We start from the raw sequence: 14,223 nt of genomic DNA on the forward strand, positions 1-14,223 counted from the left end.
TCGGCGGTTCACAGCAGCACCGCCCCGACGCCGACGCCGACGCCGACGGCAGCCACGAAGGTGGCGGGGGCGAATCGGACGACGAAGCGGCGGCCGAACACGCCAGCCTGCATGGATATCAGCTTGAGGTCGACCATCGGCCCGACGACGAGGAAGACCAGGCGCGAGGTCAGAGAGAACTGGCTCAGAGAGGCCGCGACAAACGCATCAGCCTCGCTGCAGATGGACAGCAGAACGGCTAGCACGGCGAGCGCGATGACGGACAGGACCGCGTTGTCGGCGAGCGTCTGCAGCCATGCTTCAGGCACGACGACGTTGATGGTGGCGGCTGCGGCGGCGCCCACGACGAGGAAGCCGCCAGCGTGCATGACATCGTGCCGGCAGGCCGCCCAGAACGCCCGCGACCGCGACTGGTCGTCGAGATCCGGGCGGCGCGGCAGCCGGATCCACTCCGCCTTGCCGAGGCGTAGCCAGAGCCACCCCATCGCGACGGCGACGACCAGGCTGGCCACGAACCGGGCCACCGCCATCTCGGGGGTGCCGGGGAAGGCGACGACCGTCGCGGTGAGGACGATCGGGTTGATCGCCGGGGCGGCCAGCAGGAACGCCAAGGCGGCGGCGGGCGTCACGCCGCGCCGGATCAGCGACCCTGCGATGGGCACGCTACCGCACTCGCAGCCGGGCAGCACCACGCCCGCGATACCGGCGGCGGGGACCGCTAGGGCGGGGTGCTGGGGAAGTGCCTTGGCCCAGAACGACCGCGGCACATATACGGCGATCACCGCGGACAGGACGACGCCGAAGACGAGGAACGGCACGGCCTGAACCATGACCGAGACGAAGACCGTGGTCCAGGTCTGCAGCACCGCTTCCGACAACCAGGAGCCGAGGGGCCCGGCGAACAGCGCCAGCAACACGAGCAGGGCGGCAAGGATTTCCACGGATCCGACCTTGGCGCGCATGTTGGACCACCGAGACGGCCGCTCGGGCGGCGGTGGTGTCACGGCCTTCCGCTTCGGCGGGGCGGTCGACCAGTCGACATCCGTCGACGCGGAACGCCGGGTCTTCACGCCATCGGTTAGTGGCACGCAGCTACTCCATTCCGGGGCGTCGCTGTGGTCGCGGTACAACGTAGCGGCCGGACCGGGCCAAGGCCATCCCCTCGCGCGCGTGGGCAGACGCCGTACGGGATGACGTGGTGCTCGGCGGCGACCGCGTATCGGCGACCGCCGCATAGCTCCGCCCGGCCCCGCCGGGTGCCAGCCAGCGAGTAGGAAGAGGCACCCGGCCGTCTCCCGAGGCGGCCCTATTTCACAGTCCCCTACATCGAGATCGAATACTGGCAACAGGTGACCGCCCCCGAGGACCCGTACGAATAGCGGTGCCGTCACGGGGCGGCTGACCGAGGCGCGTTTCGGGGCAGGCCCTGTCCTTCGGTGCCCGGGCAGGTCGAGGGTGACTCCTGCGTGAGGCGCCGGTCTCGGTGGTGCGCCGGCTCGGGCAGTCGCAGGCGCAGCCGGCCGGTCTCGTCGGTGCTCACCTCAGCCGCGACGCCATACACGTCGTGCAGGAGCCGGTCGGTGAGGACCTCTCCCGGAGGGCCGGCGGCGGCAACCTCGCCCCGGTGCAGGACGGCGAGGCGGTCGCAGTAGGCGGCGGCGAGTTCGATGTCGTGCAGGGCGGCGACGACGGTGATCCCGAGGCCGCAGACCAGGTCGAGGACCGCCAGTTGGTGGGCGAGGTCCAGGTGGTTGGTCGGTTCGTCGAGCAGCAGTAGCCGGGGTTGTTGGGCCAGGGCTCGGGCGAGGTGGGCGCGTTGGCGCTCGCCGCCGGAGAGTGTGGCCATCCGCCGTCCGGCGAGGTCGGCCAGTGAGCAGCGCCGTATCGCGTCGGCCACGACCCGGTAATCGTCGGCGGTGACCCCGGCGAGGGCGGACTGGTGCGGTACGCGACCCAGCGCGACCAGGTCGATGACCGTGTGCTCGAGATCCGGCGGCGTGTCCTGGGTGAGGACGGCCACCTGACGGGTGCAGACGATTGGCCCGCGACTACGAACGCAAAACCGCGCACGCCGAAGCGATGATCAAAGTCGCCATGATCCGATTGATGGCCGCCCGCCTCGCCGGCGAGGACATCGAACCGCAAGGCCCCATCGAAACCGAAGCAGCCCGACGCCTCAACGACGAACTCAACCAGAAGTAGCCACCGGGTTACCCAACACCCTCTGAGACATAGAAGGCTCCGAGGGGTCGAACGTGAACCGGCTTTTCCAAGACTTTCTCGGTCCGCGTCGGCGACGCGGCCTGCGCGCGGCCGCCCACCGCTTCAACCAAGACCCATCCCACGCCGCTGCGCGACGCGGGAGCTACCGCGCGTCTGGTCTCGGTCAGTTCTCGAGTTAGGCGCTGCCGTTGCATGGGTGTAGCGCAGGGTCGGTGAGTCCCGCCCCGCCGTGCTGGACGCTCGACGGCCGACCGATCCCAGGTGGTTGCCAGCCCTTGACCAGGTGCCGCAGTATGTGGGTACTGAAAGGCTCGGCGGTATAAAGCGAGAGAACCGGTGGACTGGCTACATTTCAGTCCCCTGCTCAGGGTGCCAAGCGCTGAAGTTTTCAGCGAGATCCGACAAATGCAAAGAGATGTCGGAGTCCAGAGCGAATCCCAGACCGGCCACCACGACCAGCACCATCTCCAGCGCCAGCACCAGCCGGCGGGCTCGGACAGCCTCGCTCATCAACCTCACCTGTCGCACCTCGGCAGCTAGCCGCGCCGGCTGATCCTGGCGTCCCTCTCGACGCCGGGACGCGGGCCGCCGGGCTCCAGCGACGACCGGCGGCTCCGTACCGCCCGCTGATCCAGACGCTGGACCGGTTCCTCGACGCACTGCCCGCGTGGATCGCCGCCGCACCAAGCCGTCGGGTACGAGCAGGCCACCGGCGGGCGTCGCCGCCAGAGCAGCGGCGACCTCGGTATCGCAGGTGCGGCCAGCCCGGTGCGGGCGGGCGTCAACGCGGGCCGGCTCGGCGGTGAGGTCACTGCGCGGATCAGGTGCCGATGTCGACACCTTCGTGCCTTTCTGGTCTCATCCGGTTCGAGATTTACCATACTCGGCTTATGGGCCGCTCTCCGATGCATGGCGCCGGGGGTCGGAGAGCACGGGGGTGAGGGGATCGACATGGAGCGGGGAGAGAGGCGGCGCCTCACTCGACGTCAGGTGCTCACCGGCATCGCTGGGACCGGCGTTGGCGCCGTGGGCGCCGCGGCGCTGGCCGGTGTGTTCCTCGGCCGCGACCGGGCGACGGCGAACCCGCTCCTGGTCGAGAACCAGACGTTACCGATCACGTCGAATCTCTGGGCCAACCAGGGGCAGCCCGCATTCCTGCACGTGCGGCGGTTCCTGGCTCCCGGACCGGTACCCCCGCCCGACCGTGAGCAGGTGGTCATGGTGGCCGGCCGGACCAGTCCAGCGCTCGTGTCGTTCGACCTGCAGAGCGACAAGCCGGGCCCGCCCTACAGTTGGGCGCGGGTGCTGGCGGAGGCCGGTTTCGACGTGTGGGTCATGGACTTCCAGGGGATGGGCCTGTCGTCGCGTCCCGACGTGATGAACGACAAGTGCAATGTCCTGCGGGGCCAGCAACCGGTGCTGGGGGTGAACTGCCCGCCGAGCTATGCCGGGCCACTTGGCAACTCGCATTCCGACTGGCAGGAACTGCACACCGTCGTCGAGCACGTCCGGTTTCAGACGGCGAAGCCCAACCAGCTCCAGCAGAAACGGGTGATCCTCGTCGGATACTCGGCCGGAGCCTTTGCGGTCGGACCGTACGCGATCCACCAGCCCGGAAAGGTTAAAGGAATCCTCCTGCTCGCTCCGATCTTCCCGCCCCAGGGTCGAAGCCGGCACCCGCAGATCGCCACGGAAACCCTGTATCCGCTCAAGCCGGTGCCGGCACCGACCACGCCCGAGGCCTTCTTCGGAGCTCCCATGGGAATTGGGACCAAGAATCCCGTAATCGTCGACGGACGATGGATTCCGGGCACCGGGCTGGCGCTCAAGTCGGATTGCGGCGGCGACCCGTCGGTCGTCGACGACATCTGGCGAGCGATGCGGGAGAACGATCCCGAGGGCGCCAAATGGTCGAGCGCGTTGGCGCCGGAGGGCGTGTACCGGCACCGGGGCTTCCCGTTGTGGTGGGGCTGGAACGATGCGGTCGCGGCAAACGGCGGGCGGTCCTTCCTGCCGGAGGTGCCCCCCGTCCTGGGCCACGACACCCCCGTCTGCGTCATCGATGGAGAAGACGACGGCGTGGCGAATTTCACCGGAGACACCGGCGGCCAGGGAGAATTCAGAGTACGCGCCCTCTACGACGCCATCTCGGGGCCGCGGAAGCTGTACTACAAGGTCGCCTGCGCCGGTCATCTGCTGATGTGGGAGGGGCGGCGGGACCGGCTGCACCAACTGTCCGTCGAGTGGCTCAGGGGGTTCACCGCAGGAGGCCTTCCCGGTCAGACGGGAGCGTTCTACGTCCCCTTGGCGGGGCCGCCGCAACCCATGGGAATCGAGTCGAGACCGCGCCCCCGAGTGCCACTGCCCCCGGGCCGGTAGGTCAGCCGGATGCGCCGTATCGCCGCCGGCGCCGACTTGGCCGACGCCGAGGCACGGACTGCGCGTACACGTCTCCCGGGCTCGCGGTGTGACGGCGTCCGCCTCGGTCAGGCTGGCCGGGGCGGCCGACAGGGCGGTGACGATGAGATCCGGGTTGGCGGCGGGCACCCCGGTGGGTCGCCGCCGGTCACGGTGTCGTCAGCTCTCGACCGCGACGTCCACCGGGCCGACGCGCAGGGTGCCGTCGTTCAGTGGCGTGCAGCGCACCCCGCCGTGGCGGCGCAGCGCCCGCCACGCGCCGGGCCCGATCGTGACGTCCATCCAGGCGCACGGGTTGGCCGGCCGGTTGACCCGCAGCCGCACTGGGCCGTCCCCCGAGTTCAGGATGAGCACCGACCCGACCAGGTCGTCCACCGCGACGCCGGTGGTCAGGATGTTGCGCCGGACCTGCACTAGGTCGACGCCGGGCGGCAGCGACTCCTGCGCGATCACGGTCACGCTCGCCGCGCGGTGCGCCGGCCGGCCGAAGTACCGGTCGCCGACGATGCCCAGCTCGGCCCGGAGTCGTACCTCGGTCACCAGTTCGCCGGGCGGGGCGGGCAGCGGGCCGTCGGCGGGCCGCCCCACGTAGCGGTGTACCGGCGAGGCCAGCAGCTGGACGATGCGCGGCACAGCGGGATTCTACGGAGCCGGCACCGCCCGCCGGGCGGACTTGGGCGAGCCGCGGAGGCCGATGACGCCGGGGACTGCTTGCCTGCCGGTCGGGTAACGGGGCTCGGTGAGCGTCACAGGGATCGCCGACCACTAGTTGCTCGCGGACGGCGACACTGCCGCGCTGGTGGACCGCGACGGCTCGGTGAACTGGTGGGCCTGGCGCGCTTCGACAGCCCGGCGGTGTTCGGACGTCTGCTCGACCGCGACGTCGGGCACTGGTCGCTCCGGCCCGACGGTCAACTTCACCAGCGAACGGGCGTATGTGGCCGACTCGCTCGTGCTGCGTCGGCGTTGGCCGGCGTGGCCGGCGTCGGGGTGGCCGTCTGGGCGGCCCGCGTCGGAAGCCGGGCCCGCGCCCGGGCGCACGCCACCTCCGGCGTTGACGCGCCCGCCGGGCGACGCCGCCGCGCTGGAGGTCTCTGGGACGGACGACGCCGCCGCCGGGCTGCCCAGGTACCGGCTGGCGACCGCGCCCGACGACGAGGCACCGGCGCACCGGAAGCCGCAGCTCGCCGCACTGCAAGCCAACGGCCCGACATTCCGCCGAATCTCGACAACTTTCGATGAGATGCGCTCTACTTCTGTTCAGATCGAACGAAAGACGTTAATGTCGTGGCCACCCCACGGTGCTCCTCGAGACGGCGGCAGCAGTAGCACCGAGCTTCGACCCGACGCTCGGAGGTCCCGTGTCACGCGTCCCGCAACGATGCCTGCTCGTCGCCGCCACCGCCCTGCTCACCGCGCTCGCCGCGACCGCCCCCTCGGCGGCCCTCGCCCACCCCGGCCACCCGCACCCCGCCGCCGAACCGACCGCGCCGAAGCCGGCGGCCGCCGCGGCGGCGGTCCCGGCCACCAACGGGTTCGAGAAGATCACCCTCGACAGCGGACTCACCATGGGTGAGCCGATCGAACTGACCGTGCTCCCCGACGGCAAGGTGCTCTACATCAACCGGGGCACCAGCGCCGGCGGCGGGCAGGTCCGGCTCTACAACCCGGCCACCCGGTCCACCACCGTCGCGCTCACCCTCGCGCTCGACGCCCGGTTCGAGGACGGGCTGATCGGCGTCACCATTCACCCGAACTTCGCCACCAACCGCTGGGTCTACCTCTTCTACTCCCCCAAGGTCACCCCGCTGGTGAACCGGATCTCCCGGTTCACGTTCAACCCAGCCACGCTGGTGCTCGACCCGGCCAGCGAGGACGTGCTGATCGAGTGGCCCACCGAACGCGACCTCTGCTGCCACTCCGCCGGCTCGATGAGCTGGGACACCGGTGGCAACCTCTACTTCGCCGTCGGCGACAACACCAACTCCGGCGGCGACTCGGCCGGGATGGCACCGATCGACGAGCGGACGACCCGGAACCCGCAGTACGACGCCCAGCGCACCTCCGGCAACACCAACGACCTGCGCGGCAAGATCAACCGGATCCACCCGGAGAACGACGGCAGCTACACCATCCCGTCCGGCAACCTGTTCCCGGTCGGCACCGCGAAGACCCGGCCGGAGATCTACGTGATGGGGGTCCGCAACCCGTACCGGATCTGGGTCGACCGCAAGGCGGGGAACACCCTCTACTGGGGAGAGGTCGGCCCGGACGCCGGCGCCGACCTGGCCAACCGGGGCCCGGCCGCCTACGACGAGTTCAACCGGGCCACCGCGCCCGGCAACTACGGCTGGCCCTACTGCGGCGGCCCGAACGTGGCGTACAACGACTGGGACTTCGCGACGAAGTCCCCGCGCGGCTGGTTCCCCTGCGGCGGCGCCACCGGCCCGGTCAACGACTCGCCCCGCAACACTGGTCTGACGCAGCTCCCGCCGACGAAGCCGGCCCTGGTCTGGGAGCAGCACGGCGGCAGCGACGACTGGCCGGCCCTGGACAACCCTGGCGGCTGCGGCTCACCGGCCCACACCGAGGTCTACCACTACGACCCGAACCTGAACTCCGACGTCAAGTGGCCGCCGTACTACGACAACAAGTGGCTGCTCACCGAGTACTGCCGCAACTGGATCAAGGAGGTCCAGTTCGACAACGGCAACCCGGCCACCGGCGCGCCGACCGTGATCGAGCCGGTGCTCGCCGGCATGACGTTCGTGCACCCGATCGACGCCGAGTTCGGCCCGGACGGCTCGCTCTACCTGCTGGAGTACGGCAGCGGCTGGTTCTCCGGCGCCGCCGACGCCGGGCTCTACAAAATCAACTACGTCCAGGGTGGGCGGTCACCAGTGGCCAAGGCGAGCGTCAACAAGGACAACGGGCTCGCACCGCTGACTGTGACCTTCTCCAGCGCCGGCAGCACCGACCCCGACGGCGACCCCCTGACGTACGCCTGGGACTTCACCGACAACGGCAGCGTCGACTCGACGGCCGCCAACCCGTCCTTCACGTACCCGTCGAACGGCAGCTTCACCGCCCGCCTGACGGTCAGCGACGGCACCGGCCGCAGCGGCACCGTCACGGTGCCGGTCATCGTGGGCAACAACCGGCCGACGGTGACCCTGAGCGGGTTGCCGGCCGGCGGCCTCTTCGACTGGGGCCAGGACGTGACGGTCAGCGCGTCCGCCAGTGACCCGCAGGACGGCACCCCGGCCTGCTCGGCGATCGTGGTCCGGGCCGCGCTCGGGCACCAGGAGCACGCGCACGAGGAGGGGCAGGGAACGGGCTGCGGGGCCACCTTCAACACCGGCCCGGTGCACGCCGGCCCCGACTCGGTGCTCTTCTTCGTGCTCCGCGGCAGCTACACCGACCAGGGCGCGACCGGAACCGTGCCGCTGACGGGAGAGCGGGAGATCAGCCTCTATCCGAAGCAGTGGCAGGCTGAGCACTACGTCACGCTCAACGGTCCGAAGGTGATCGACCAAGCGGCGGCCCAGGGCGGCAAGCGGCTCGGGGACATTCAGAACGGGGAGAACGTCCGGCACCACGCGGTGAGCCTGAAAGGCATCACCGGGGTGACGGCCCGGGTCTCCTCCGGCGGCGCCGGGGGCACCGTCTCCTTCCGGTACGACACCCCCACCGGCACCGAGGTCGCCCGGATCGCGGTGCCGAACACCGGCGGCTGGGACAACTACACCGAGCTCAGCGCCACCGTGAGCAAGCCCGACGACGGCACCCACGACCTGTATCTGGTCTTCACCGGCGGCAGTGGCGCGCTGCTCGACGTCGACAGCTACACCTTCACCGGCCCGGGTGTGGGTACCGGCGGCGCCCGTACCGGTGAGATCAAGGGGCTGGGCAAGTGCGTCGACATCAGCTCTAGCCAGACCGCCGACGGCACCAGGGTGCAGGTGTGGACGTGCAACGGTACCGGCGCCCAGCGGTGGACGTTGCCCGGCGACGGCACCGTCCGCGGCCTGGGCAAGTGCCTCGACGTGAAAAGCAGCGGAACGACGAACGGCACGCCGGTGCAGCTCTGGACCTGCAACGGCACCGGCGCCCAGCAATGGGCGCCGCAGGCCGACGGCAGCCTGAAGAACCCGCAGTCGGGTCGCTGCCTGGACATCCCGGCCTCCAACACCACCGACGGCACGCAGTTGCAGATCCACGATTGCAACGGCACCGGCGCCCAGCGCTGGACCCTGCCCTGACCCGACCGGCAGCGGGCCGGGGTGAGCCCCCCACCCCCGGCCCGGTGCCGGACCCGGCACCGGCGACGCCCCCGCGCAGGTCCGCGCCCGCCGCCCGGCGGCGGGCGCGGACCTGCGCTCACCGGCTGCTGCCATTCGGGCGTCGTGGTGCGACGATGACATCGACGGCATGCCGGGCGAGCGGAGGACAGCCGTGGCAGACGGAGACAATCCCACGGTGCACCACCCGCGGCGCCGGCTGGGCCGCAGCGCCCTGCCGCACCTCCTGGCGATGGTGATCTTCGGGCTGCTGGCCTGGTCCGGTGGGAGCACACTGCGCCAGGGGGTGGACGGGCTGGCCGCGCCCTCGCTGATGATCGGGGCGGCCGGAGCCGTCGGCGCCCTGCTGATGGTCGCCTCGCCGTCCGGGCCCGCCGACCGGAGCGGACCCGACCCCCACCGACTGGTCCGGCTGGCGATGGTGCTGGCGGCCGTCATCGCCCTGGCGACCGGGACGGCGCTCGCCCCGGACGGGATGGACCGGGGCTTCGTCATCTCGGTGGACGCGGTCCTCGCCGGCGCGCTCGCCTCGTACGCCCTGCTGGCGGGCGGGCAGCGGCCCGGAGTGCGAGTCATGGATGCCTGCGAGGCCGAGGCGGAACATAGATTCCGCTGATCAGACGAGGCATCGTCTGAGTACCGGGGTTACACCCCTCCGGGCCGTGCTCATGCTGTGCCAGCTCCCGCTCCTACGGCCTGGACCTGGTCCTCGTCGCCCCCTTGACCCCCAGTGAACTAGCAGGTCTACCGGCGGCTGCCGCCCGGTCGCCCACTCTCTGCGGCTAGACAGCACAGCTCCATGTGCAGCGCTCAGTCTCGTGTACGATCGTACTAGTACGTTTGTACACGATAAGGAGATCGGCATGGCCTATGTGCTCCTGGTGCTCGCAATCGCGGCCGAGATCGTCGGCACGAGCCTCATGAAGGCGACGGAGGGCTTCACCCGACTCTGGCCGACCCTTGGCCTCGCCGTGGCGTACCTCACCGCGTTCTACCTGCTGTCCCAAGCTGTACGAGACATCCCGGTCAGCGTCGCGTACGCGATGTGGTCCGGCCTCGGCACTGCGGCGATCGCCGCTATCGGTGCCGCCTTCCTCGGCGAGCCACTCACTGCCACCAAGCTGGCCGGCATTGCGCTCGTCGTCGGCGGTGTGGTGGTCCTCAACCTGGGCGGTGCCCATTGACCGCTATACGGCGGCCGGCCCGCGCCCGGGACCCGGAGGGCCGACGCCGAGCCATAGCCATCGCGGCTGCGCAGGTCATCGCCGAGGTCGGCGTCGGCCGGACTACGCACCGCGCCGTTGCCGCTCGGGCCGACGTGCCACTCGGCGCGACCACGTACTATTTTCCTCACCTGGCCGACCTGGTGGCGGCCGGACTCGCGCAGGCGCACACCTTCGGCGAAGCCCTTATCGCGGAGTGGGCTGCCCATCTAGAAGAGGCCACCGAGCTGTCCCGGGCGCTCACCCGGCTGGTCACCGACTACCTGGCCGACCGGCCACGTGCCCTCATGGAGAGCGAGCTGTACCTGGCCGCCGCTCGGGAGCCCGCGTTGCGTGACCTGGCGCGGCGATGGATCGGCGGATTGCAGGACCTCGTCGCGGCGCGGACCGATTCCGACACGGCCTACGCAGTCATCGCCCTCGTTGACGGAGTAATCACCCAACACTTGGCCACTGGCGTGCAGATCGACGCACCCCGGCTTGAAGCGGCCTTCACCCGGCTGTGCCGGCGCTGACACCGGTCGCCGGCGTCGAGTCCGCCCAACAAGCCGAGCCCGATGCCGCATATGGACCTCGATATCCGACACAGGTGGCCAGTAGCCGCTGCCGTCCCTGCGGACAGGTATGCCGGGTCACCCGGCATACCTGTCCGGCCGAGCCAGCCGCCCAGGTTGGTCAGCTCGACAGGAACCGCCGGTTCCACCGGCGTTGCCACTCGACGTTGCGCCAGCCGGGGTGGTGCGGCGCGGAGTTCGAGCCGAGGACGACCCCCCAGAACCCGTGCGCCATGCAGCGTTCCAACGCCTCTTCGGCGATACCCTGACCGACCGGTCCGTCCTCGAACTCGGCGTGCAGCGGGGTGTAGCCGACCCACCCCTCCCCGATCACCGTGGGAACGTGGTGCCGCTGCGCCCAGCGGGCGATGACCGAGAGCCTGTCGTCCAGGGCGTAGGTCATGGCGACCCGGTAGTCGCCGTAGTTTTCGTACAGCCACCGGTCCCACCGGGCGGTGTCCACCCAGTCGTAGGTGTAGAACATGCTCGCCGAGACACCGGTGGCCTCCAGCCGCCACGGGTCGGCCTGTTCTGCGTACTGCTCGAACGGCGGGGCGTCCTCCCGCAACAGGCTACGCAGCTGCGGCCGGGGAAACTCCGGCGGCGCCACCCGTACCCCCGCCCATCGCTCCAGCGCCGCGAGGACGCCGTAGACATAGACATGGAAGTGCGCGACCTGCCCGTTGTCCGGTACGGCACCGATGTCGAGGTACGGGGGGATGCCGTAGCACGTCGTGGCCATGACGTCGGGGTGCCGCTCGCGCATCAGCGCGACTGCGTCGGCCACGGCCTGCCGCTGCGGCCAGTACGGGTCGGTCTCCCCGCCCGGCAGCCGGTTCAACCGGCTGAGGTCGACCTCGTTGTGCAGTTCGGCGTAGGCGATCCGGTCGGCCAGGCCGGCGTCCTTGAGGAACTGCACCAGGTCGGCCATCGCCCGGGCGATGGTGACGTGTCGCTGCTCCGGTTCGATGGCCATCAGCGCGTCGTACCACTGCCGTTCCTGCAGGAAGGCGGGGCTCTGCTGGTATTCCCAGGACGACAGGATCACGTGGCAGTCGTGTCGACGGGCCGCCTCGAACAGTTCCCGCAGCCGGCGCCGGCCGTCGAGGACGGCGCCGCCTGCCACGTCGTACCAGCGGGTCCGTCGGCCCACCCCGCCCCCCATGGTGGTGAACCGCAGCGCCGAGGTGTCGATGTCGTGGTCACCGAAGAGCAGGTACGGCATCGCGCAGATCCGCACCGTGTTGTATCCGCGCTCGACCGCCTCGGCGAAGGCGGCGTCGAGGTCGTGGAAGGGCTCACCCTCGGTGCTTTGGGTGTACCAGGTGAAGTCCCAGAGGGTGATGGTCAGCCGCGGCGGCAGGTGCGCCGGAACTCCGACGGGATGGGAGGGTGTCACGATCGTCGCCGTGCCTTTCTTGCCAGGGAGGGTGTGCGGTCAGCGGGGCAGCGTCGCGTCGGAGAAGGCGTCGTAGACCAGGCGACGGGTACGCGAGTCGAAGCCGACCAGTCCCATGGTGGAGAGGCCGTTGTACTCCTCGTTGTACCCGAGTCGCTGCTTGTAGTCCTTGAGCACCCAGAAGGTGTAGCCGGCCACGAACTCGGGGCGGGCCGTCACCTGCGCCCAGTGGGCCTGGAAGCTGGCCGCCTGCCAGTCCTCGGTGCCCTGCTCGGTGTCAGACCCCCGGTTGCCCAGGAAGGACCAGGTGCCGTTCTCGGTGATGAGGATGGGTTTGTTCGGGTGGTTGGCGTGCACCGCGTCGAGTGTCGGGCCCAGGTCGGCGTCCTTGCCGTAGAAGTAGCCGAAGTACTCGTTAAAGCCGATCACGTCGGCGAGGTCGAACGCGGGATCCCAACTCGAACTCGACGCCCAGGTCACCGGCCGGTTCTGCAGGTCCACCGACTTGACCGCGTCCTTCATGTCCTTGATCCAGGCCCGGTAGACCGGCGCGCCCCCGCCGTCGATCTCCGACTCGTTCTGCAGGCCCCAGAGAATCACCGACGGGTTGTTGTGCTGGTTCCAGGCCATCATGGTGGCGAGCGCCCGGGACAGCCCGTAGCTGCGGGTCTGGATGTCCTCCTGGGCCTTGTTCATCCACATGTTGTCGATGTCGTCCATCACGAGCACGCCGTTGCGGTCCGCCCACTGGTAGACGTACGGGTGGCGGTTGTAGACCGAGTTGCGCAGCAGGTTCGCCCCGGCCTCGCGGGCCAGCTTGAGTTCCCGGTCGTACTCCTGCTTGGTCATCGACCGGCCGCTGCGGGCCGTCTCCTCGTGCCAGTTGAGGCCCTTGAGGAACACGGGCACGCCGTTGACGGTCAACGCCGAGCCCACGACGGCGACGGTGCGCACGCCGTAGTCGGTGCGCAGTTGGTCGACGCGCTTACTCCTGTCGCCGGGTGCGCCGGTGCGCAGTTCGGCCGTGGCGGTGAGCACGTTCGGGTCGTCGCAGCTCCAGGTGGGCGCGTCGGGTACCGCGATCTCGACCCGGGCCACCGCGACGGCGCCGGCAGCGACCGTCAACGGTACCGCCACCTCGCCGGCCTTGGCCTTCCTGCCGGGCGAGACGACGACCTGGCCGGCGAATTCGCGGTCGCTGCGGTTGTCGACCACGACACGGACGTCGAGGCGGCCGTCCCGGGCCGACACGAGCACCTTGGGGATGCTGACCTCGGGCACGGCCTCCAGCCACACCGAGCGGGTGATACCCGCGTACGGCCAGTAGTCGACCGGCTTCCACGGCACGGCCAGCGGGTCGCTGACCGGGCCCTCGCCGGTGCGGTAGTCGGTGAACGAGGGCCGGCGGTGCACCCGGACCACGATGACCGCGGTCGCGCCCGGCGTGAGCACGTCACCGATGGGCAGCGCGAACGGCGTGTGACCGCCCTCGTGCGCGCCGATGAGGCGACCGTCCACCCAGACGTCGGCCTTGTAGTTGACGGCGAGAAAGTTCAGCCGCACCTGCCGGTCCGCCCAGTTCGCCGGGATCCTCACCGTGGTCCGGTACCAGGCGTATCCGTCCTGGAAGGCGGTGCCCTCACCGAAGCGCTCTCCGGAGTAGCTACCGAACTCCGGGGTGTTCTCGAGATCCCACGACGAGGGGACGGTGACGCTGTCCCACCCGCTCGTGCCGGTGCCCGGCTGGTGCCAGCCGGCGTTGAAACCCTCGTCGGCCGGGTCGAACCGGAAGTGCCACCGGCCGTCGAGGCTGCGGTAGTCACGGGTCGGTTCGCGGCGGTCCCAGCCGTCGAAGGACGGCACCACCCGGCCGTACTGCAACACCACGCCGGTGCCGGCGATCTGCTCGATGCGGGTGCCGGCGGGCTCCCGGCCACCGTGCGGCGGCACCGCCGGAACCGGGGCGACGGGGACGTGGGCGGATCCGGCAGGGGCGGCGGCAGCGACCGAGGTCAGACCGGGCAGCGCGGCGGTGGCCGCGGTCGCGGCGGTGGCCGCCAGCACGGTACGGCGGGTCGCGCGGACAGGCAGGTTCACGAGACATC

The 14,223-nt window shown here is 70.3% G+C and carries 12 protein-coding genes; 6 read left to right on the forward strand and 6 right to left on the reverse strand.

The window, feature by feature from the left end; all coding sequences use genetic code 11:
- Positions 1-8 precede the first annotated feature (8 nt).
- Together GA0070614_RS02860 and GA0070614_RS02865 are read right to left on the reverse strand one after the other, a co-directional pair.
- Positions 9-962 carry a permease gene (locus tag GA0070614_RS02860; RefSeq protein ID WP_088974510.1) on the reverse strand — a complete coding sequence of 318 codons (954 nt, stop codon included), beginning with the start codon at positions 960-962 and terminating at the stop codon, positions 9-11.
- A 425-nt stretch (positions 963-1,387) separates the two neighbouring features.
- On the reverse strand, positions 1,388-2,020 hold the full coding sequence (locus tag GA0070614_RS02865; protein WP_231933497.1) for an ABC transporter ATP-binding protein: 633 nt from the start codon (positions 2,018-2,020) through the stop codon (positions 1,388-1,390).
- Between the two features lie 17 nt (positions 2,021-2,037).
- Between GA0070614_RS02865 and GA0070614_RS31615 the strand changes: the two genes are divergently transcribed.
- Positions 2,038-2,202: a hypothetical protein gene (locus GA0070614_RS31615; RefSeq protein WP_197701409.1), complete on the forward strand. Its 165-nt coding sequence runs from the start codon at positions 2,038-2,040 to the stop codon at positions 2,200-2,202.
- Between the two features lie 366 nt (positions 2,203-2,568).
- On the opposite strand, the gene GA0070614_RS30105 is transcribed toward GA0070614_RS31615, so the two are convergent.
- The gene (locus tag GA0070614_RS30105) at positions 2,569-2,733 is read right to left on the reverse strand and encodes a hypothetical protein (RefSeq protein WP_157744907.1); all 165 of its coding nucleotides are present in this window, start codon (positions 2,731-2,733) and stop codon (positions 2,569-2,571) included.
- 441 nt (positions 2,734-3,174) lie between these two features.
- On the opposite strand from GA0070614_RS30105, the gene GA0070614_RS02875 reads away from it, so the two are divergent.
- Positions 3,175-4,602: an alpha/beta hydrolase gene (locus tag GA0070614_RS02875; RefSeq protein ID WP_157744908.1), complete on the forward strand. Its 1,428-nt coding sequence runs from the start codon at positions 3,175-3,177 to the stop codon at positions 4,600-4,602.
- A gap of 198 nt (positions 4,603-4,800) precedes the next feature.
- Here GA0070614_RS02875 and GA0070614_RS02880 read toward each other — a convergent pair whose 3' ends face one another.
- Positions 4,801-5,274 (reverse strand): molybdenum cofactor biosysynthesis protein, encoded by a 474-nt coding sequence (locus GA0070614_RS02880; protein WP_088974512.1) that lies wholly within the window; start codon positions 5,272-5,274, stop codon positions 4,801-4,803.
- A gap of 728 nt (positions 5,275-6,002) precedes the next feature.
- Between GA0070614_RS02880 and GA0070614_RS02885 the strand changes: the two genes are divergently transcribed.
- From GA0070614_RS02885 to GA0070614_RS02900, 4 genes are all read left to right on the forward strand, one after another.
- The gene (locus GA0070614_RS02885; RefSeq protein WP_197701410.1) at positions 6,003-8,903 is read left to right on the forward strand and encodes a ricin-type beta-trefoil lectin domain protein; all 2,901 of its coding nucleotides are present in this window, start codon (positions 6,003-6,005) and stop codon (positions 8,901-8,903) included.
- A 217-nt stretch (positions 8,904-9,120) separates the two neighbouring features.
- Positions 9,121-9,558 (forward strand): hypothetical protein, encoded by a 438-nt coding sequence (locus GA0070614_RS02890; RefSeq protein ID WP_088974513.1) that lies wholly within the window; start codon positions 9,121-9,123, stop codon positions 9,556-9,558.
- A gap of 247 nt (positions 9,559-9,805) precedes the next feature.
- Positions 9,806-10,126 carry a DMT family transporter gene (locus GA0070614_RS02895; protein WP_088974514.1) on the forward strand — a complete coding sequence of 107 codons (321 nt, stop codon included), beginning with the start codon at positions 9,806-9,808 and terminating at the stop codon, positions 10,124-10,126.
- A 134-nt stretch (positions 10,127-10,260) separates the two neighbouring features.
- Positions 10,261-10,680, forward strand: coding sequence for a TetR/AcrR family transcriptional regulator (locus tag GA0070614_RS02900; protein WP_231933648.1), 420 nt, complete (start codon positions 10,261-10,263; stop codon positions 10,678-10,680).
- 160 nt (positions 10,681-10,840) lie between these two features.
- Here the strand turns inward: GA0070614_RS02900 and GA0070614_RS02905 are convergent, their stop codons facing one another.
- Positions 10,841-12,118: a cellulase-like family protein gene (locus tag GA0070614_RS02905; protein WP_088974516.1), complete on the reverse strand. Its 1,278-nt coding sequence runs from the start codon at positions 12,116-12,118 to the stop codon at positions 10,841-10,843.
- Positions 12,119-12,157: 39 nt separating this feature from the next.
- Positions 12,158-14,215, reverse strand: a complete 2,058-nt coding sequence (locus tag GA0070614_RS02910) for a glycoside hydrolase family 2 protein (protein WP_088974517.1) — start codon at positions 14,213-14,215, stop codon at positions 12,158-12,160.
- Positions 14,216-14,223: the final 8 nt, after the last annotated feature.

Source organism: Micromonospora coxensis (assembly GCF_900090295.1).
GTDB lineage: Bacteria > Actinomycetota > Actinomycetes > Mycobacteriales > Micromonosporaceae > Micromonospora > Micromonospora coxensis.

Excerpts from the sequence above, each read along its gene's own strand:
- GA0070614_RS30105 (WP_157744907.1), bottom strand. The coding sequence starts at position 2,733 with ATGAGCGAGGCTGTCCGAGCCCGCCGGCTGGTGCTGGCGCTGGAGATG.
- GA0070614_RS02875 (WP_157744908.1), top strand. The coding sequence starts at position 3,175 with ATGGAGCGGGGAGAGAGGCGGCGCCTCACTCGACGTCAGGTGCTCACC.
- GA0070614_RS02895 (WP_088974514.1), top strand. The coding sequence starts at position 9,806 with ATGGCCTATGTGCTCCTGGTGCTCGCAATCGCGGCCGAGATCGTCGGC.
- GA0070614_RS02860 (WP_088974510.1), bottom strand. The coding sequence starts at position 962 with ATGCGCGCCAAGGTCGGATCCGTGGAAATCCTTGCCGCCCTGCTCGTG.